This window comes from Desulfovibrio sp. An276, from assembly GCF_002159665.1.
Taxonomy (GTDB): Bacteria; Desulfobacterota; Desulfovibrionia; order Desulfovibrionales; family Desulfovibrionaceae; genus Desulfovibrio; species Desulfovibrio faecigallinarum.
Genome location: NZ_NFJC01000024.1, coordinates 30154 through 47968, shown reverse-complemented (window position 1 = coordinate 47968; position 17815 = coordinate 30154). Strand labels below are relative to the sequence as shown.

Annotated in this window: 14 protein-coding genes; 7 read left to right on the top strand and 7 right to left on the bottom strand. The window is 57.7% G+C overall.

Annotated elements, in window-relative coordinates:
• A partial coding sequence (locus B5F76_RS15595; protein ID WP_144268463.1) for a zinc ribbon domain-containing protein occupies positions 1 to 176 on the top strand: 176 nt, incomplete at its 5' end.
• Positions 177 to 224: 48 nt separating this feature from the next.
• On the opposite strand, the gene B5F76_RS10195 is transcribed toward B5F76_RS15595, so the two are convergent.
• Both B5F76_RS10195 and B5F76_RS10190 read right to left on the bottom strand, forming a co-directional pair.
• Entirely contained in the window at positions 225 to 593 is a 369-nt protein-coding gene (locus tag B5F76_RS10195; RefSeq protein WP_144268462.1) for a hypothetical protein, read from the bottom strand.
• A gap of 132 nt (positions 594 to 725) precedes the next feature.
• A complete protein-coding gene (locus B5F76_RS10190; protein WP_087354133.1) occupies positions 726 to 1310 on the bottom strand; it encodes a hypothetical protein in 585 nt (194 codons plus the stop codon).
• A gap of 450 nt (positions 1311 to 1760) precedes the next feature.
• On the opposite strand from B5F76_RS10190, the gene serS reads away from it, so the two are divergent.
• Positions 1761 to 3044 carry a serine--tRNA ligase gene (gene serS / locus B5F76_RS10185; RefSeq protein ID WP_087354113.1) on the top strand — a complete coding sequence of 428 codons (1284 nt, stop codon included), beginning with the start codon at positions 1761 to 1763 and terminating at the stop codon, positions 3042 to 3044.
• Between the two features lie 145 nt (positions 3045 to 3189).
• On the opposite strand, the gene B5F76_RS10180 is transcribed toward serS, so the two are convergent.
• Genes B5F76_RS10180 through B5F76_RS10170 form a run of 3 tightly spaced genes read right to left on the bottom strand, consistent with a single transcriptional unit; the run spans position 3190 to position 8024 of the window.
• The gene (locus B5F76_RS10180; protein WP_087354110.1) at positions 3190 to 5496 is read right to left on the bottom strand and encodes a hydratase; all 2307 of its coding nucleotides are present in this window, start codon (positions 5494 to 5496) and stop codon (positions 3190 to 3192) included.
• A gap of 44 nt (positions 5497 to 5540) precedes the next feature.
• Positions 5541 to 6194 (bottom strand): LysE family translocator, encoded by a 654-nt coding sequence (locus B5F76_RS10175; RefSeq protein ID WP_087354106.1) that lies wholly within the window; start codon positions 6192 to 6194, stop codon positions 5541 to 5543.
• 15 nt (positions 6195 to 6209) lie between these two features.
• On the bottom strand, positions 6210 to 8024 hold the full coding sequence (locus B5F76_RS10170; RefSeq protein WP_087354103.1) for a PDC sensor domain-containing protein: 1815 nt from the start codon (positions 8022 to 8024) through the stop codon (positions 6210 to 6212).
• A 362-nt stretch (positions 8025 to 8386) separates the two neighbouring features.
• On the opposite strand from B5F76_RS10170, the gene B5F76_RS10165 reads away from it, so the two are divergent.
• From B5F76_RS10165 to thrC, 3 genes are all read left to right on the top strand, one after another.
• Positions 8387 to 10546, top strand: coding sequence for a ribonuclease catalytic domain-containing protein (locus tag B5F76_RS10165; RefSeq protein WP_087354100.1), 2160 nt, complete (start codon positions 8387 to 8389; stop codon positions 10544 to 10546).
• Entirely contained in the window at positions 10546 to 11169 is a 624-nt protein-coding gene (gene plsY, locus B5F76_RS10160; protein WP_087354098.1) for a glycerol-3-phosphate 1-O-acyltransferase PlsY, read from the top strand. Before B5F76_RS10165 ends, plsY begins: the two co-directional genes overlap by 1 nt.
• Before the next feature lie 113 nt (positions 11170 to 11282).
• Complete coding sequence (gene thrC, locus B5F76_RS10155) at positions 11283 to 12728, top strand: threonine synthase (RefSeq protein WP_087354093.1); 1446 nt, start codon at positions 11283 to 11285, stop codon at positions 12726 to 12728.
• Between the two features lie 114 nt (positions 12729 to 12842).
• Here thrC and B5F76_RS10150 read toward each other — a convergent pair whose 3' ends face one another.
• Together B5F76_RS10150 and mtnA are read right to left on the bottom strand one after the other, a co-directional pair.
• A complete protein-coding gene (locus B5F76_RS10150; RefSeq protein WP_087354089.1) occupies positions 12843 to 14705 on the bottom strand; it encodes a TIGR04326 family surface carbohydrate biosynthesis protein in 1863 nt (620 codons plus the stop codon).
• 12 nt (positions 14706 to 14717) lie between these two features.
• Positions 14718 to 15761 carry an S-methyl-5-thioribose-1-phosphate isomerase gene (gene mtnA, locus B5F76_RS10145; protein ID WP_087354130.1) on the bottom strand — a complete coding sequence of 348 codons (1044 nt, stop codon included), beginning with the start codon at positions 15759 to 15761 and terminating at the stop codon, positions 14718 to 14720.
• 271 nt (positions 15762 to 16032) lie between these two features.
• On the opposite strand from mtnA, the gene B5F76_RS10140 reads away from it, so the two are divergent.
• Both B5F76_RS10140 and B5F76_RS10135 read left to right on the top strand, forming a co-directional pair.
• Positions 16033 to 17346, top strand: a complete 1314-nt coding sequence (locus B5F76_RS10140) for a homoserine dehydrogenase (protein ID WP_087354086.1) — start codon at positions 16033 to 16035, stop codon at positions 17344 to 17346.
• Between the two features lie 53 nt (positions 17347 to 17399).
• Positions 17400 to 17807, top strand: coding sequence for a secondary thiamine-phosphate synthase enzyme YjbQ (locus tag B5F76_RS10135; protein WP_087354084.1), 408 nt, complete (start codon positions 17400 to 17402; stop codon positions 17805 to 17807).
• Positions 17808 to 17815 lie beyond the last annotated feature (8 nt).

The window sequence follows — 17815 nt, the reverse complement described above, 5'->3', positions numbered from 1 at the left end:
AAAATAACAGGCCCACGCAGGAGCAGTTCAAATGCACATCCTGCGGATTTGAACTCAACGCGGACCACAACGCTGCGTTGAACATACTGGCGGCAGGGCGTGCCGTCATCACTGATGGATCTGGGGAGCTTTCACTCCCCCGTGAAGCAGGAACCACCCAAGGCAGTAATCGCTAACACGATTGCTGCTGCAGGGAATCCTCCGCCTTCAGGCGGGGGAGGACGTCAAAGGCCCGAATAGTCCAGCACGTGGTTTAGGGAGACAGTGCCCTCGCGAAGGTAGGGTGTCGCATGCGTCCTGTCACAGTCACAGGCCTCAAAGCGCGTCATGGTCCAGGCTTCCATGTCAAGAACGTCCATCTTGCCCTTTGCACCGGCTGCAACTGCCTCTTGAAGCAGGGGAACGACATCCTCCCAGGGGAAATAGATGCCCTCGAAGCTTATGCGCAGCATGGTATCCTCAAAAAAGACATGGGGGCCGGGATCCCCTTCCATGGCAAGGGCTTGCGAGGCAGCCTCGCGGACTTTTTCGACAAGGTCCGAAGATACGGGAAAGAAGGCCGCATAGACCTTGAGAAGAACTGGTTGGCTCATGATTATTTCCAGATGTGTTGTGCGCAGAATACGGGGGCAAAAAGATGTCCAAAAAGGGGCGGCACCAGTGGTACCGCCCCCTGAATTTGCTGCAAGATTGTGCATACCAAAAGGCACGCACTCATGCTGCATCTAATGCTGAACGATGGTGGAAATCTTTTCGTTCATGGGTTCCACAATGTCCTTGAGCGTTTCGGCAAGGAGCTTCTCGACAGCGCTGTTGTTCGGGAAGGTGGTGGTGGAACCGGCTGCCATGAGCGGCTGACGCAGAATGACCTTGTCCTTGTTGGCCAAAACGTAGTTTACGCGAATCTTGGCCTCGAAGGAGGTGGCGGAAGTCTCGCGAACCTCAAGCTGATCGATGGAACCGTTCAGGATGTAGTCGGGGGCTGCTCGCTTGGCACTGGAAGCGTTCATGGTATAGGAGACCTGGAAGCCACTGGCGGAGAGGCGGTCGGCAATGGCCTTGCTCACCCAGTCTGCGGTATCGTCCATGGTCGTAAAGTAGCTCTTGTCACGGCGCAGGCCAAGGGAGGACGTGTCCACGCGCTTGTCCGTGAATTTCACTACGGCGATGGTCGAGGCAGAGGGCGTGGGCAGGACGGAGGCTGCCGGCTTCATGGGCAGGAGGCGGACCGTGTTGCTCGGACCGCAGGCAGAAACCAGAAGAAGCAGGGCAAGCAGGCTGAAAACGAGGAAGATGCGTTTGTACGTCATGGAGGCCTCGGAAAAAACTTGTGGGGAAGAAGAAAGGGAATTTTGCTTTTTTTCGCCGTGTGCCGCAGACCCTGAGGAAGTCTGCAAACGCTTGCAGACGTTACTTGAAGCGCCCTGCAAGCCCGGTTTTTCAGGGGAGGATGCGGGGCGGACCAGTAGCGGAATTTTGCCTTTCCGCCTTTTGTGTGCTAACGAGTCACGCGGTTTCGGGACATGCCCCGAAGACTCTCCTCCACCTTTTGACAGGGAGGATACACAAAGGCCGCGCAAGGGCCGCAAGCACCACGGTGTGCTGTTGCTTTCAGAAATTCTGCTAGCACAAAGAACCAAGAAAGGCAAAAAGTCCCTTGCCTGTACCGGTTTTTCCGGGCCCCCTTCCCCAATGGTCTTGCGGAGAAGAAGGCACAAGGGACAAATCAGCATAAGGACAAATCAGCGTAAGGACAGACAATGCTTGATCTCAAACGCATACAGAAACAGCCCGAGATTCTGGCAAAGGCCCTGGCAGACCGCCATTCGGATCTGACCATAGAGACCTTTCAGGAAATAGACGCTGTTCGCCGCAAGAACATCGCCCAGGTGGAAGAACTCAAGAGCCGCCGCAACGCGGCCTCCCAGGAAGTTGCCCGCATGAAGCGCGAGGGGCAGGACGCCTCCGCCCTTCTGGCCGAACTTTCCGATGTGTCAGACCGCATCAAGGAACTTGATGCCAAGACCGACGAGGCAATAGCCAGGCTTGAGGAATGGATGCTTTCCGTTCCCAACATTCCCGACGCCTCCGTGCCCGTGGGAAAGGACGAGACCGAAAACGTGGAAATCCGCAGGGTGGGCACACCCCGCGAATTCGACTTCGAACCCCTCCCCCACTGGGATGTGGGCACAAGGCTTAAAGGGCTGGACTTCGAGCGTGCGGTCAGGATGTCCGGCAGCCGCTACGTGGTCTCCCTTGGCTGGGCTGCCCGCCTCGACAGGGCTCTTGTGAACTTCTTCCTCGATGTGCACACGAAGGAAGAGGACTACATCGAGGTGCAGCCTCCGGCCATCGTGACTGCCCAGACCCTGACCGGCACGGCACAGCTGCCCAAATTCGAGGAAGATCTCTACAAGCTGCGCGAGGGGACCTACCTCATCCCCACGGCCGAGGTGCCCCTGACCAATCTGCACGCCCAGGAAGTTCTGGCAGAGGAGGATCTGCCAAGGGCCTATACGGCAGCCACCCCCTGCTTCCGCTCGGAAGCAGGCTCCGCCGGCAAGGACACCCGTGGCCTCATCCGCATGCATCAGTTCACAAAGGTGGAAATGGTGCGCTTTGCCCATCCGGACGACAGCTTCAATCAGCTCGAAATCATGACAGCCAATGCCAGGAATCTGCTCGAAAAGCTTGAGCTGCCCTTCCGCCAGATAGTGCTGTGCACTGGCGACATGGGCTTCAGTTCCGCCAAGACCTACGACATTGAAGTCTGGTTCCCGCAGCAGAAGACCTACAGGGAAATTTCTTCCTGCTCCAACTGCCTCGACTTCCAGGCCAGGCGCGCCAACATCCGCTTCAAGCCCAAGGGCGGCAAGACGGCCTTCTGCCACACCCTCAATGGCTCTGGCCTGCCCACAGGACGCACCATCGCCGCCATTCTGGAAAACAACCAGCAAAAGGACGGCAGTGTCATCATCCCCAAGGTTTTGGTTCCCTATATGGACGGCCTTGAGGTTATAGAACCCGACACCCGCCTTCTCTAGATACAAGGCAACAAAATTCGCAATCTGCAAGAGGTAGCACAAGGAAAAAGGCCCCAACGCCAAAGCGTTGGGGCCTTTTGTACTATAGTCAGGAACTATTTAGTTCCAATATATGAACTATTGTCTGTTTTGGTGGCAATACAGGCTAGTTGCCGCTCTTGTAGAAGTTGATAAGGCAACCGTCCAGGATGATGGTGCGCTCGTCCTCTGTCAGAGAGCCCAGGGAAAGGCGCAGGGCTTTTGCCTTGCCCTCGTGAATGAGAATGCCTTCCATATCCATGGTGTTGCTGGCAACAGCCTTGCGCACATGGGGTACTAAGACAACGTCGCCGGGAACCATGCCCTGGCCCATGCCCTTTTCCAGCAGGAAGGGCAGCATGCCCCAGTTGATGAGATTGGAGCGATAGCGCTTGGTTGCGTATTCCTCGGCAAGGTTTGCCCATCCGCCAAGAACCTTCTGGCAGGAGGCCGCCTGTTCCCTGGCGGAACCGTCGCCCGGCTTCACGGCAAAGATGGTGGAGCCAATGCCTGTCTTGTCCAGAGTGCCCGATCCGAAGACGTCCTCCCACAGGGCAGGATTTGTCTCCTTCAGGGGAGCGCAGGCCAAGGCAATCTCATCGTACAGGGCCTTGTCCGCAGGGTTGGCAAGACGGGCTGTTTCCCTTGCCTGCACGTCCTTTGCCCTGCCCACATATGCGGGATCCCTGCGCGAGAGCGTGAATTCCGAAAGCTTTAAGGGATTGGAGCGCAAGGAAGAGGTTTCGCCGGAAGGAATGAGCTCGTCCGTAGTGGTCACGGGGTCCGTGATCACGCTGACCACATTCAAAACCAGGTGTTCGGGCAGGGGACTCATGGCCGGCCAGTCCGTGATGTTGGGGCCAAGGACAAGTTTCTCGTCCCTGTGGGCGTTGCCAAAGCCATTGAAGCAGCGCTTTTCGTAGATGCCCTGATCGAAGCTGTAGGAAAGATCGCAGTGAATCTTCTCCCAGTCGAGCTCCGTGGCAGGGGTGAGGATGCCGCCATTGGCCGCAGTGGCCGCGATGGAGCGGGCGTCCATGAGGGCCACACCGGAAAGCTGGCCGTTGCCTGGCTTGGAGCCTTCGCGGTTGGGGAAATTGCGGGTGGTGTGGCGGATGGAAAGGGCGCCGTGTGCAGGGGTGTCACCTGCGCCGAAACAGGGGCCGCAAAAGGCGCTCTTCAAAAGGGCTCCAGCTGCCATGAGGCGGGTGTAGGAGCCGTTTTGAACAAGGGCCAGGGACACTGGCGCGGAGGCAGGATAGAGGGAACAGGAGAAGGCATCCATGCCTGTGCTCCTGCCGTCCAGGATGTGGGAGGCCAGGGTGATGTTTTCAAAGCTTCCGCCAGCGCAGCCTGCGATAATGCCCTGATCCACCTGCACGCCCTTCGAAGTCACCTTGTCTTGCAGGCTGAAGCTTGCCGCAGCCTTGCCGAACTTGGCCCTGGCCTCTTTCTCGATGCCTGCAAAGATATCCTTCGCGTTCTTCTGCACTTCCTTCACCGTGTAGACATTGCTCGGATGGAAGGGCAGGGCGATCATGGGCTCGATGGTTGCGAGATCCACCTTCACAAGGGCGTCAAAGGCTGCGGGTTCGTCGTAGCCAAGCTTTTGGTAGGCGTCCTTTCTGCCGTGCAGGGCAAGGTAGTCCTGCACGCGCTCGTCCGTCTTCCAGATGGAGGAAAGACAGGTGGTTTCGGTGGTCATGACGTCTATGCCGCAGCGGTATTCCACGGACAGGTTCCTTACGCCAGGGCCAGCGAATTCCATGACCTTGTTCTTGACAAAGCCGTTCTTGAAGACAGCGCCGATGATGGCAAGGGCCACGTCCTGGGGGCCTACGCCGGGCCTTGGGGCATTCTCAAGCCAGATGAGCACGACTTCGGGCTTCGGAATGTCATAGGTGCGCGAAAGCAGCTGCTTCACAAGCTCGGGGCCGCCCTCGCCGACGCCCATGCAGCCAAGGGCACCATAGCGGGTGTGGCTGTCGGAGCCCAGGATCATCTTGCCGCAACCGGCCAGCATTTCCCTCGCGTACTGATGGATGACAGCGAGGTTTGTGGGCACAAAGATGCCGCCGTACTTCTTTGCTGCCGAAAGGCCGAAGACATGATCGTCCTCGTTGATGGTGCCGCCCACGGCACAGAGGCTGTTGTGGCAGTTGGTCAGGCAGTAGGGAAGGGGAAATTCCTGAAGGCCGCTTGCCCTGGCAGTCTGAATGATGCCCACATAGGTGATGTCGTGGGAAATGAGTGCGTCAAAGGAGATGTGAAAGAGGTCGTCCTTTTCGGAAGCCTTGCTGTGGGCCTTCATGACGCGGCAGGCTAGGGTGTTTTCCCTGGCCTTTGCAAGGTCGATGCCTTGTGCAGCGGCTTCCTCTGCGCCAAGGAGGCTGTCTTTCGAGACAACGACTTTTTGGTCCTTGAGTGTGATCATGGTAAAAAATCCGTGTGGTGTTCTTGGTGAAGGGTATGGGGTGATCAGGAGGACGAGGCCAGAAGCTTCACGCTGAAGCCAAGGAAGATGACTCCGGTGATGCGCTCAAGCCAGCGCCTGAATGTTTCCGATTCGAAGTAGCGGCGCACGCGGGAGAGCATGAGGCTCAGGAATATGAACCATCCGCCTGTGACAAGGCAGCAGCTGACGCCAAGAACGAAGAGCTGGGCTGTCACTGACATCTCGGCATCGTGCACCACAAACTGCGGGAAGAAGGTCAGAAAGTAGAGTATGACCTTGGGATTGAGGATATTGGTCAAAAAGCCCTGACGAAAGGCCTTTGCAGGAGAGAACGAGGGCTTTTCCGTACCCATCCTGCCTTGCTCTTCGCTAGAAGCATTTTTGTCCGGCTTTCCGGGGCGTGCCCGCAAAGCCTGGATGCCGAGCCAGGCAAGGTAGGCAGCCCCTGCCCAGGTGATCAGGTTAAAGAGCAGGGGAGAATGGGCTATGATGGCGCTCAATCCCAAAACGCCCAGAGTCGTGTGCACGGAAAAACCCGTTGCTATCCCCAACGATGAGAAGAGCGCGTGTCTTTTGCCGTGGATGAGTGCTGTGCGCACGATAAGGGCAAAGTCCGGGCCCGGCAGCATGGCGAACATGAGGGCCGTGACAATGAATACGGGAAGTACGCTCAGCATAGGCGGAATACCTCGCTAGTCTTCGTCCTGCACGAGTTCCTGGGCATGCTTCAGGATCTGTTCGACCTGCATGTCGCAGCTGAGCACGCCCACGATCCTGTCCTCTGCGTCGGTCACTGCGCAGGAAACCGTGATGATGAGCTTGCCGGTAAAGCGCGAGGGGTAGACATCCATGATGTGCAGATCGCCAGTCTTCATGGGCTCCTTGAACCACTCGCGGTCCGAGAAGTCGAAGCCTGGGGCAAGATCCTTGTAGAGGGCGCGATAGGTCTTGTCCGTGGTCAAGGCCATGCATTTGAGAATGCCCTGATCATCCGTAAGCGAGATAAGCTGGATGAAGGGATGCTGGGTAGAGAACTTTTCCAGAAGCCTTGTGGCCTCGTCGTCGAAGTGGAGCAGGCCCTTTTCCTGGGAGAGGTTGCAGATAACGTGGGCCGAGAGCTCGCCTGCGAGCTGCTTCATGCGATCGTATTCCGTGATGGTGAATTCGGGCATGTGGCGCAGCACAAGGCGCTGCATCTCCTCGTGGGAGAAGTGGGTGGTACGGCCGTTTTCGTAGGCCTTCATGATATCGTCGTAGATCTTGCCCACTGCCGGATGCTTCTTGGTCACTTCCTTGGTTGTGCCTGTCAGCTTCAGGTTGTGATTTATCCAGTAGGCAACACCTGCGCGTCCGGACTTGTCCGTGATGATGATGGGCACGGGCTTGCCGAGAAGCAGGGTGGTATCGAAGATGTTGTAGATTTCCTCGTTCTTGAGAATGCCGTCCACATGTACGCCTGCGCTTGTGGCGTTGAAGTCGCGGCCGGCAAAGGGATAGTTGTGGGGAATGTTGTAGCGCAGTTCCTGTTCGAAGAAATCCGCAATTTCGGAAATGACGGTGGTGTCTGCTGCGCCATCGTCCCCGGTCAGGGAAATGTAGTCAATGGCCAGGGCCTCAACGGGCGTGTTGCCTGTCCTTTCGCCAAAGCCGAAGAGGGTGCCGTTGACAGCGCCGCAGCCGTAGAGCCAGGCTGTCACGCCGTTGACAAGACCCTTGTGGAAATCATTGTGGCCGTGCCACTCGAGCATTTCACCGGGAACACCGGCCTCGTCCGTAAAGGCGTGCACAATACCCTGTACGGAGCGGGGGAGTGCTGTGCCCGGGTAGGGCACACCGTACCCCATGGTGTCGCACAAGCGGATCTTCACAGGCAGGTTGGCCTGGCGGGAGAGTTCCATGAGTTTTTGTGCCAAAGGCAGGCAGAAGCCGTAGATGTCCGCGCGGGTGATGTCCTCGAAGTGGCAGCGCGGCACAATGCCCCATTCCAGGGCCTGGTTTGCCACATCCAGGTACATGTCCATGGCCTGCTGGCGTGTCTTTCCCAGTTTGAGGAAGATGTGGTAGTCCGAAACGCTGGTGAGCATGCCCACTTCGTCGAATTCCATGTCTCTCGCAAGGGCAAGATCCTGCTTGTTGGCGCGCGTCCAGGCAGTGATCTTCGGGAACTGGTAGCCCATGCTGCGGCAAACCTCTATGGCCTTGCGGTCGCGCTCCGAATAGAGGAAGAATTCGGAAGCAGAAATGAGGCCAGTCCTGCCGCCTAGGCGGTAGAGGAATTCGAACATCTTCTTGATCTGGGCAACAGTGTAGGGCGGACGCGCCTGCTGACCGTCGCGGAAGGTCGTGTCCGTGATGTGCATCTCCTTTGCCGGATGCGGGGCAAGCATTACGTCGTCAAAGGTTGTGCGGCAGATCTTGGTATAGGGATAGAGCTCGCGGTACAGTTGCGGCTGCGTAATGTCCTGCAGGGTAAAGTGGTTCAAAACCTTGGGGTGCAGAAGGGGCATGTCTCCTCCGAAAGGGAAAGAAGGGCTTTTCGGGAGCAGTTTTTTTGAAAAGCAAAAGTTTGTCTGTCTGCGCAAAAAGGCAGACGGCTCCGGCAAGAGGCCTTTTGACAAGGAGCCGGGGTCGCGTATGAACCATTGATATTTGGCCCCCTGCTTGTCAACATGTTTGCCTTCTTTTTTTTGCGCGGGGAGGGGGCGAGTGCGAAAGGCCCTAGGTTCCCTTTGCTCCCCCTTGCTGGTGTTCAAGGGCAAAAGCGCGCAATGCCTGTCTTCTTCCTTGCCTTGGGCTTTCCCGGATCTTGCAAGCCATGGGCAAAGGATATAGGAAAACAGCTTGGATTTCTTAGCCAAAGGAGCACCTTATGTCGTCATGCGTGCAGTACCCGGCTGTGGGCTGTGTGGTGGAATACTTTGACGCGAACGCGATGCAGATTGCCATTGTCCTTGAAGAAGTTTCCGGCAAGCTGCGCCTCATGCTGCCCAACAGACGCGAGACAAAGCTCGCGGCAAATCGCGTGCTCCCCTGGATAAGCGCGCCGGTGCAGGGCTTTTCCTCCATGAGCAGGGACGAGATGGTCAAGGTCCTTGAGAAGGCAAGGGCAAGGCGTGCGAAGATATGCGAGGAGATGGACGTCATCTCCCTCTGGGAGCTTGCCCAAGGCGAGGTGGACAAGGCCCAGGCCAGCTTTTTTGCAGAGCTTCTTGACAGCGAGCCTTCGGTGGACGCAGTGGCAGCCACAGGCCACGCCCTGCTTTCCTGCAGAACCCACTTTCGCTTTGTGCCCCCGAATTTCGAGATCTATGACGCAGAGACCGTGGCCCGCAGGGAAGAGGAAAAGAAAAAGCAGGAAGAGCGCGATCGCTTCATAAACGAGGCAGGCCCCTTTGTGCGCCTTTTGCTCGCAGTGGCCTCGCACAAGGCAGAGCTTCCCGCAAGGGACAAGTGGCCTTGCGAAGACGTGCAGGCAAGGCTGGAAGAGATTTTGCGCAAGCAGATGGTCGATCCGGACTCATCTACAACCCTGTGGCAGACCCTGGTTAAGGGGCTGAACGACGATCCGCTCCTTTCAGTCAGGCTTTTGCTTGCCTGGGGCAAGCTTGAGCCGCACCACAACTACTGGCTGGACAAGGCTGGCTACGATCCAGGGGATACGTGGTGGCAAAAACAGGAGGAGGCTGCAAGAGCCCTTGCAGACAATCCGGAAATTGCCGCACTTGAGGCCTGCGATTTGCCCTTTGTGAGCATAGACGGCGATTCCACCGAGGACATAGACGACGCCTTCTATATCGAAGGGCACGAGGACGGGAGCATGACGCTCACCCTGGCCCTGGCCTGCCCGGCCCTTGGCTGGCCCTTTGGCTCGAAGTTCGACAGCCTTGTGCGCTACCGCGGCACATCCGTGTACCTGCCCGAAGGGGACTACCACATGCTGCCCCGCTTCCTTGGCACGGACGCCCTCTCCCTCTTTGCGGGCAAGGACAGGCCAGCGCTTGTTTTTCGGCAAGATATCGCGAAGGACGGATCCGTGAGGGAGTTGTGCTCCTTCGAGGTGCGAAAGGTCCGGCTGGCAGCCAATTTGCGCTACGCAAAATGTCAGGAAGTACTTGATGGCACGGCAAGCGAGGACAATCCTTCCCTTGCCTATGCAGATATGCTCAAACTGGCTGCGGAATTTTCCCGCAAGCGCAAGGCCTACCGCATTTCCCGCGGGGCAGTGATACTGGACAAGCGGGAGCCTCAAATCCTTCTTTTTGGTGAAGGAGAGGATGTGAAGGTCGAGCTTTGTCCCGGAAAGCCATCCTGCGAGGCCCAGGACATGGTGGCCGAGATGATGATCCTGGCAAGCGCCTCTGCGGCAGAGTGGGCAGTGGAAAAGCGCGTGCCCTTTGTTTTCCGCACCCAGAGCGCGGACATTCCTCCGGAATACGCAGGTATCTGGAACGATCCCGTGCGCATGACCGAGATCATGCACTGCATGGTGCCTTCCATACTGGAAACCCAGCCCCGCATGCACGCGGCCCTGGGCCTTTCCTGCTACGCGCCCATGACCTCGCCCTTGAGGCGCTACGCAGACCTTGTGAACGAGGCCCAGATCCTCTCCTTCCTTGCCTGTGGCGCGCCGAAATTTGCCGCAAAGGAGCTGGACGACATCCTGCTTGGGCTGCACATTGCCCTGGATGGGGCAGGACAGATTCAGCGCTTCCGTCCCCGCTACTGGAAGCTGCTCTTTTTCAGCCAGAAGGGCGAGGACGCGTGGTGGCACGGCGTTGTCACGGAAGAAAACGACACGCAGTATTCCGTGTCCCTGCCTGACTACGACATCTTTTTGCGCGGCAGAAAGAAGCTCTTTGACGAAAGAACCGTGCCAGGCAGCAGGGTTGTCCTGCGCATAGGCCGGGTCAATCCCCTGTACAACGAAATGCAGATCCTCGAAGTTCTGCCCGAAGAGGCCATGCCGCAGACAGCGGAGTACATGGACGGCTTTGGCATGGACGAGAACACGCAAACGGGAGAAGAGTAATGCTCTTTGTCATCTCATTGTCCATTGTCGCCTATCTTTTGGGCTCGGCACCCTGGGGCCTTGTCATAGCCAGGGTCTTTTGCGGTATTGACCCCCGCACTGCCGGAAGCAGGAATACCGGAGCCACCAATGTGGCAAGACTGTGCGGCTTTGGCTGGGGCGTAGCCACGCTCTTTTGCGATATCATGAAGGGCACGCTGCCTGTGCTTTTGGCCCTTTGGGACACATCCGACCCGGCTGCCATTTCCACAGTGGCCTTTTTCGCTGTCCTTGGCCACGTCTTTTCCTGCTTCATGGGCTTTCGCGGTGGCAAGGCAGTTGCCACAAGCATTGGCGTGTTTTTGCCCATAGCCTTCCTTCCCACCCTGATTTCCTGCCTTGTGTGCATAGGCATCATTGCCGTCACGCGCTTTGTGTCCTTGGGCTCCTTGTGCCTTCTCGCCTCGCTGCCCGTAACACTGTGGCTTTGTGATGCGGCATGCTGGATCCCCCTGGCAGTGCTCCTTTTCCTTGTTGTTGCCTACAGGCACAAGGAAAACATAGTCCGTCTGCGCGAGGGCAGGGAAAACCGCCTTGTGCTCTCGAAGACAGGCTCCCTTGATCGGCAGAACAAGGGAAACTAGACAAACGATCAATCCCGAAACCCAATTATTGTGACCACCTATTGTGGCTTGCGCCAGCACCCTGCAGCCCTTGGGAAGACTGGCAGCCCCCTAGCGTATACACGGAGGAGAAAATGTCCCAGGATTTCCCGTCCTACAGAGGACAGATGGAGTATAGGTGCCTTGGGTGCGGCAAGACCCACCCCGGCGACAGCCTGCTGTACACATGCCCCGACTGTGGCGGTGTCTTTTTGCTGCACGACAACAACTTCGACGAGCTCAAAAAGCACGACGGAGCCTACTGGCGCGATGTGTTCGACAAGCGCCTCATGACAAGGACAACGGCCCTGCGCGGCGTCTTTGCCTACTACGAGCTTCTTGCCCCCATCCTGGAGGAGGAAGACATCGTGTACCTTGGCGAGGCGCACACCCCCATTGTGGCTGCGTCTTCTGCCCTGCAGGACAAGGTGGGCCTTGCCTTCAGCTACAAGAACGACGGCCAAAACCCCAGCGCGTCCTTCAAGGACAGGGGCATGGCCTGTGCCTTCAGCTATCTGAAATGGCTGTGCCGCGCAAACTCCTGGGACGAGGTGCTGACGGTCTGTGCCTCTACAGGTGACACGTCCGCTGCGGCTGCCCTGTACGCTGCCTATGTGGGAAAGCCTTTGAAGAGCGTGGTCCTTCTGCCCCATGGCAAGGTGACCCCTCAGCAGCTGGCCCAGCCCCTTGGCAGCGGCGCCACAGTGCTTGAGCTTCCCGGTGTCTTCGACGACTGCATGAAGGTGGTCGAGATTTTGGCCGAAAGCTATCGCGTGGCCCTGCTCAACTCCAAGAATTCCTGGCGCATCCTGGGCCAGGAAAGCTTTGCCTACGAGACTGCCCAGTGGTTCGGCTGGGATGTGGACAGGCTGTGCCTCTTTGTGCCTGTGGGCAATGCCGGCAACATCACGGCCATCATGTCCGGCTTCCTGAAGATGCTGGATCTTGGTATCATCAAAACCCTGCCGCGCATCTTTGGCGTGCAGAGCGAGCACGCGGATCCCGTGTACCGCTACTACAGCGCGCCGAAGGACCAGAGGGTGTGGAAGCCAGTCACGGTACGCCCGAGCGTCGCCCAGGCGGCCATGATCGGCAACCCCGTGTCCTTCCCGCGCGTGCGCGAGCTTGCCCAGCGCTTTGTGGAGGCAGGCGGTGAAAAGGCCTTCCAGGTGGTGCAGGTGACGGAACAGCAGATCATGGACGCCATGATTCTGGCAAACCGCCACGGACACATTGTCTGCACCCAGGGCGGCGAGACCCTGGCCGGCCTCATCAACGCCCGCGCCCTTGGCCTTGTGGCAGACAACGAGTATGCGGTGCTCGACAGCACGGCCCATCAGCTCAAGTTCAGCGGCTTCCAGAACATGTACTTTGCCAACGATTTCCCGCCGGAATACGGTGTCACACCCGACACAAGCCTTGCCAACAGGCCGGAACTGCTCTTGCCCGAATCCGAAAGGGCAGGCAAGAGCGTGGAGGACTTTGCAAGGCTTGGCGCAAGCGCAGTGGCCCAGAGGCTGCAGCTCAAGTCCAAGGAGTAGCCGGCCTTTGAGCAAATAGCCCCACTCAACGCATGAAAGAAGGGGGGAGAGCGATAGAGTCGTCGCTCTCCCCCCTTTGAGTATTTCGGCCTTTTCTGGATCAGCCCCTCAGGCTCAGCCTCCCTGCTTTAGCCCAAGCAGGGCACGCCAGCGGGGAAGGTCCTTTTCGAGGCACAAATAGTCGCTTGCGACAGCAAGGGGTTTGGGATCAGCCAGAGCCTTGCGCACGCTCTCCACATCCGAGGTGCGAGCAAGTTCCGCAATGTCCTGCAGGGGGCAGAGATCAAAGTCCCCCACTGGGCGCATGACAAGGACAGGCAGGCCCATGAGGGCTGCCTCAAGCACGGCAGTAGTGGAATTGGAGGCCCAGACCATGGGGTGGGAGGCGAGCATTTCCGGCAGGGGCGTGTTGGTCACCCCGGGCTTTGGGGCGCTGCCAAGACAGGCCTCAAGCATGCCTTCCACAGGCAGATAGGGGTGGGGTTTGATGGTGACGTCCTGGGCTTTCAAAACCCCTTCCTGTAGGCACTTTGCCAGAAGTTCGATATGTGCCCTTGTCTCGTCCTCGAAGAAGCTTGTGACTACAAGGATGTGCTTTTCAAAGCTGGTTGCGCTTGCGATGTTGTCCGCAAGATAGAGATAGCGCAAGGCTTCAATTTTGGTGAGGCGCTCCTCGGGAACACTGTTTTCCCGCCACTGCGAACAGGCGCTTTCTCCGTTGCCGGCAATTTTGTCCGGCTGGAAGACATTTGTCTCCGGGGCCTCCCAGGTCCTTTTGTCGTCAAAGTAGCGAAAGTCCGTGGGGCGTATGGTGGAATGCTGGGCACCAAACACTGGACCAGTCTTTTGTTCGTGGGCAGCATGGGTGAGCATGCGCTCCCAGGGGCAGTTTTCCATGGGAAAGGTGTACCAGGCCTGGGGGCCAGCCTCGGCAACAAAGTTTTCAATGCCCTGCTGCTGCAGGCAGCGCTCAAGGCTTCGCCAGCCGCGAAAGCTTTCCACATAGTCGCTTCCAAGCAGGAGCCAGAAGTTGAGCCTGGAGTCCTTGAAAACAAAGCGGGGGCGCAATTCCTCTTCCAGGGCAAGACTTGCCCGCATGATGCGCGCATAGCGGACAAGGGCGCGTATCATGTCGTTGGCCCCAAGAAATTCCTCCAGATAGTTGAAGGAAATTCCGTCCCTGCCTTCCCTTGCAAATGATTTGGCCCAGGCTACGCACTGCTTGAGAGACCCCTGGGGCGAGGGGAAGCGAACAAAAAGCCAGCGGACGGGAACATCCTTTTGGGAATCCAGAAGGCTGTGCAGACTCTCCCAGTATCTGGAGCGGAAAATGCCTTCGTCAGCCTTTTTCACGTCAATGTTGGGGAAATAGGTGGCTATGGTGCCGCTTTTGACGCTTGAGGGGGAAAGCCTTGTGCGCTTCAGATGCCTTTTCACCTGCACTAGCCACACAAAAAAACGCGCCAGGGCTCGCAGGGGAGCAGGCGTTGCCTCGTAGATCCTCCTCAATCGGGAAACCGGCTTTTTGGGAACAGTTTCACCTGCCACAAAGCCCCAGCCCCTGGCCTTGCAGAGGCTTTCAAGCATGCTCACAGCCACAGGATTAAGGCCATGGACTTCCAGGGATGTGCATCCGCCCTCAAGCAAAAGAAGCTCTGCAGTGCGCAAGAGGTAGAGCTCGTAGAGGCAAGGCGAGACCTTGGGATGACGTTCGTAGAGGATGGATGTCCACCAGGCGGAGAGAGAGGAGCCCTGTTTGAAGCCCTCTGCAACGCTGCCCAATGAGGTTTCAACAAGCCCTGTCTCGTAGGCCCAGGCCTGATGTTCGCTGCGCAGGGTAATGAGGCGCGCGTTCATCTCCCTGCAAAGGGATATGTCGTTTTCCTCCACATCCCAGGCGTCCCAGACAATGCGCTTACAGTTTGCGCTTGCGGGATGACTGGCGAGTGTTGCCGATGTCAGAAGGCAAAAATGCATGTTGTCCCCCGATCAGGCAAAGAGTTTGCCAATGCTGTCCGTATAGGGAGGGTACAAGAGGCCCTTGTCGGTGATGATGGCAGTGATGAGCTCGTTTGGGGTCACGTCAAAGGCAAAGTTGAAGGCGTTCACGCCATCGGGAGTGATGGCCCTGCCGTTGATTGAGGCCACTTCCTCCCTTGCCCTTTGTTCTATGGGGATGAGGTCACCGCTTGCAAGGCTTGGGTCAATGGTCGAGACAGGCGCAGCCACATAGAAGGGAATGTTGAAGTGTTTTGCCATGATGGCAACGCCCATGGTGCCTATCTTGTTGGCAGTGTCCCCGTTTGCGGCAATGCGGTCTGCACCCACAACCACAAGGTTCACCATACCCTTTGACATGAGGCAGGCACAGCTGTTGTCGCAGGCAAGGGTAACGGGAATGCCGTCCTTGTGCAGCTCCCAGGCAGTCAGGCGCGCTCCCTGCAAAAGGGGGCGGGTCTCGTCGGCAATGACCGTGATGTTGCGCCCCGCCTCCCAGGCTGCACGCACGACACCCAATGCCGTACCGTATCCTGCAGTGGCAAGGGCGCCAGCATTGCAGTGGGTCAGAATGCAGTCGCCTTGGTGCACAAGCTCAAGAGAGGCCTGCCCCATGGCCCTGCAGGAGGCAATGTCCTTGGCCTGCATGGCAAGGGCCTTGTCACAAAAGAGTTTGAAAAGCGCGTCAGGAGAGAGCTCACCTTTTTGTGCCGCTTCCTTCCAAAGGCCGCGCATGATTTCCACGGCCCAGGAAAGATTGACTGCCGTAGGCCTGGCCTGGGCAATCTCCAAAAGGGCCTTCTCAAGGAAGGCTCCCCAGTCCGCCTTGCCCTTTGCCTCGTGAACCGCAAGCGCGCAGGCAAAGGCTGCGCTCACCCCAATGGCAGGGGCTCCGCGCACAACCATGGTTTTTATGGCTGTGCACACATCGAGATATGTGCGGCAGACAAAGCGCTTTTCCTCCAGGGGGAGAAGACGCTGGTCAAGCAGATCCAGAGCGGGGATGTCCGCACGAAATACAATATGATCTTCCATCGAGAATTCCTTTTTTGATGTGTTCCCCAGGGTACGGCCCTGAGCAAGGGTGCCTTTGCAGCCCTTCGGACAGGATATGTGCACTTTTTCGAAAAGAAAATACAGTTTGCCTTGAGGAGCATGATTTCGGGCAGCAGGAGAGGAGGATTCCCGAATTTGGATTTTCACCTTGCTTGCCAAGCAGGCTAGCTCTGCCTTATTGTTGACTCTTTCCCCCTAACAGCCCAAAAACTGCCAACGTACGGCAAAAAACAATATAATAGGTGGATTTATGACACAATCTGCATCTTCAACCCCCCTGTATGTCGGACTGGCCGGCATGGGCACCGTGGGTGGCGGCCTTGTCCGGCTCTTGCGCGAGGACAGGGAACTTATAGAGCGGCGCGTGGGACGCGACATTGTCCTTCGCAAGGTTCTTGTGCGCAATGCCACACCGGAAAGAGCGGCCCTGCTTCCCGAAGGCTGCGAACTCACAACCGATATGGCAAGCCTGACCGATGACCCGCAGATAGATGTGGTTGTGGAACTCATGGGCGGCACGGGAGCAGCCCACAAGCTCATTTCCATGGCCCTTGAGAAGGGCAAGCACATTGTCACTGCCAACAAGGCCCTTTTGGCAGAGGACAGCGAGGATCTCTTCAAACTGGCAAGGAAGAACAACTGCATTTTGCGCTACGAGGGCAGCGCAGCAGGCTGCATCCCCATCGTGGGAACACTGACGGATCCCCTGGCAGGCAACCACATAGATTCCATCATGGGCATTCTGAACGGGACAAGCAACTACATCCTGTCGGAAATGACCAGCAACAACATGGATTTCGACGCGGCCCTGCAGCAGGCGCAGGAGCTTGGCTACGCAGAGGCGGATCCAACCCTGGACGTGGACGGCTTTGACGCTGCCCACAAGCTGACCCTTCTGACCCGTCTCGCCTTCGGCATGGACTATCCCTTTGCCAGCATGCCCGTGCAGGGCATACGCAATATGGACAGGCGCGACATAGCCTTTGCCAGGGAGTTCGGCTACAGAATCAAGCTCATTGCCGAGGCAAGGCTGCACAGGGACGAGGACACAGGCAAGACCCGTCTTGAGGCAGGTGTCTTTCCTGCCCTTGTGCACCACAGCTTCCTTCTGGCCAGGGTCGGGGGCGTCTACAACGCAGTCCGCATTGAAAGCCAGGTGTCGGGCCCCATATTCCTGCACGGCAGGGGCGCAGGTGCCCTGCCCACTGCAAGCGTGGTCTTGAGCGATCTTATGGCAGTGGCAAGGGAGGACAAACCCAACAACACGGGCTTTGTCACGGAAATCGAGCGTGCAGACATTGTTCCGCCCGAGGGCTGGCGCTCCCGCTACTATGTGCGCGTCATGGTGAGCGACGAATCCGGTGTGTTGCGCGATGTCGCTGGCTGCATGGCAGCCGAGGATATCAGCATGGCCCAGGTTATTCAGAAGGAGAACGAGAAGAATGTCGTTCCCCTGGTCTACATGACCCACGAGACAACAGCGCAGGCCATGGCAAGGGCCATGCAAAAACTGAAGGAAACTGGCATTTTGCGCGCAGAACCCGTGTTTTACCGCATACTCTAGAAAAAAGCCCTGGCTTCTTTCGTCATTTGGGAGGAGCCAGGGCAGGGAACATCATGGAAAAGATCTCCATTTCCACAAGCAAGCAGAGCCAGCTTGTCAACATCACCGAGGAGCTGGGAAGCTTTCTGGCAAGGAACGCGGACAAGAACTGGACAAACGGCTTTATCTGCGTCTTTTGCCCGCACACGACCTGCGGGGTGACCATCAACGAGGGCTACGACCCGGACGTGCGCAAGGACATAAGCGACTTTCTTGCAAGCCTTGTCCCCACGGACTGGGGATTTCTGCACTCCGAGGGCAATTCGGACGCGCATATCAAGGCTTCGCTCATGGGCAGCCACTGCCTTGTGCCAGTGGAAAACGGGCGCATGGCCCTTGGCAAATGGCAGCTGGTCTACATGTGCGAATTTGACGGGCCAAGGCTGCGCACGCTTCAGCTTTCCTTCATCCGCGCGGAATAGTCCGGATA

Excerpts from the sequence above, each read along its gene's own strand:
- thrC (WP_087354093.1), top strand. The coding sequence starts at position 11,283 with ATGTCCCAGGATTTCCCGTCCTACAGAGGACAGATGGAGTATAGGTGC.
- B5F76_RS10150 (WP_087354089.1), bottom strand. The coding sequence starts at position 14,705 with ATGCATTTTTGCCTTCTGACATCGGCAACACTCGCCAGTCATCCCGCA.
- B5F76_RS10175 (WP_087354106.1), bottom strand. The coding sequence starts at position 6,194 with ATGCTGAGCGTACTTCCCGTATTCATTGTCACGGCCCTCATGTTCGCC.
- B5F76_RS10170 (WP_087354103.1), bottom strand. The coding sequence starts at position 8,024 with ATGCCCCTTCTGCACCCCAAGGTTTTGAACCACTTTACCCTGCAGGAC.
- B5F76_RS10195 (WP_144268462.1), bottom strand. The coding sequence starts at position 593 with ATGAGCCAACCAGTTCTTCTCAAGGTCTATGCGGCCTTCTTTCCCGTA.
- B5F76_RS10135 (WP_087354084.1), top strand. The coding sequence starts at position 17,400 with ATGGAAAAGATCTCCATTTCCACAAGCAAGCAGAGCCAGCTTGTCAAC.
- B5F76_RS10180 (WP_087354110.1), bottom strand. The coding sequence starts at position 5,496 with ATGATCACACTCAAGGACCAAAAAGTCGTTGTCTCGAAAGACAGCCTC.
- B5F76_RS10165 (WP_087354100.1), top strand. The coding sequence starts at position 8,387 with ATGTCGTCATGCGTGCAGTACCCGGCTGTGGGCTGTGTGGTGGAATAC.
- mtnA (WP_087354130.1), bottom strand. The coding sequence starts at position 15,761 with ATGGAAGATCATATTGTATTTCGTGCGGACATCCCCGCTCTGGATCTG.
- serS (WP_087354113.1), top strand. The coding sequence starts at position 1,761 with ATGCTTGATCTCAAACGCATACAGAAACAGCCCGAGATTCTGGCAAAG.
- B5F76_RS10140 (WP_087354086.1), top strand. The coding sequence starts at position 16,033 with ATGACACAATCTGCATCTTCAACCCCCCTGTATGTCGGACTGGCCGGC.
- B5F76_RS10190 (WP_087354133.1), bottom strand. The coding sequence starts at position 1,310 with ATGACGTACAAACGCATCTTCCTCGTTTTCAGCCTGCTTGCCCTGCTT.
- plsY (WP_087354098.1), top strand. The coding sequence starts at position 10,546 with ATGCTCTTTGTCATCTCATTGTCCATTGTCGCCTATCTTTTGGGCTCG.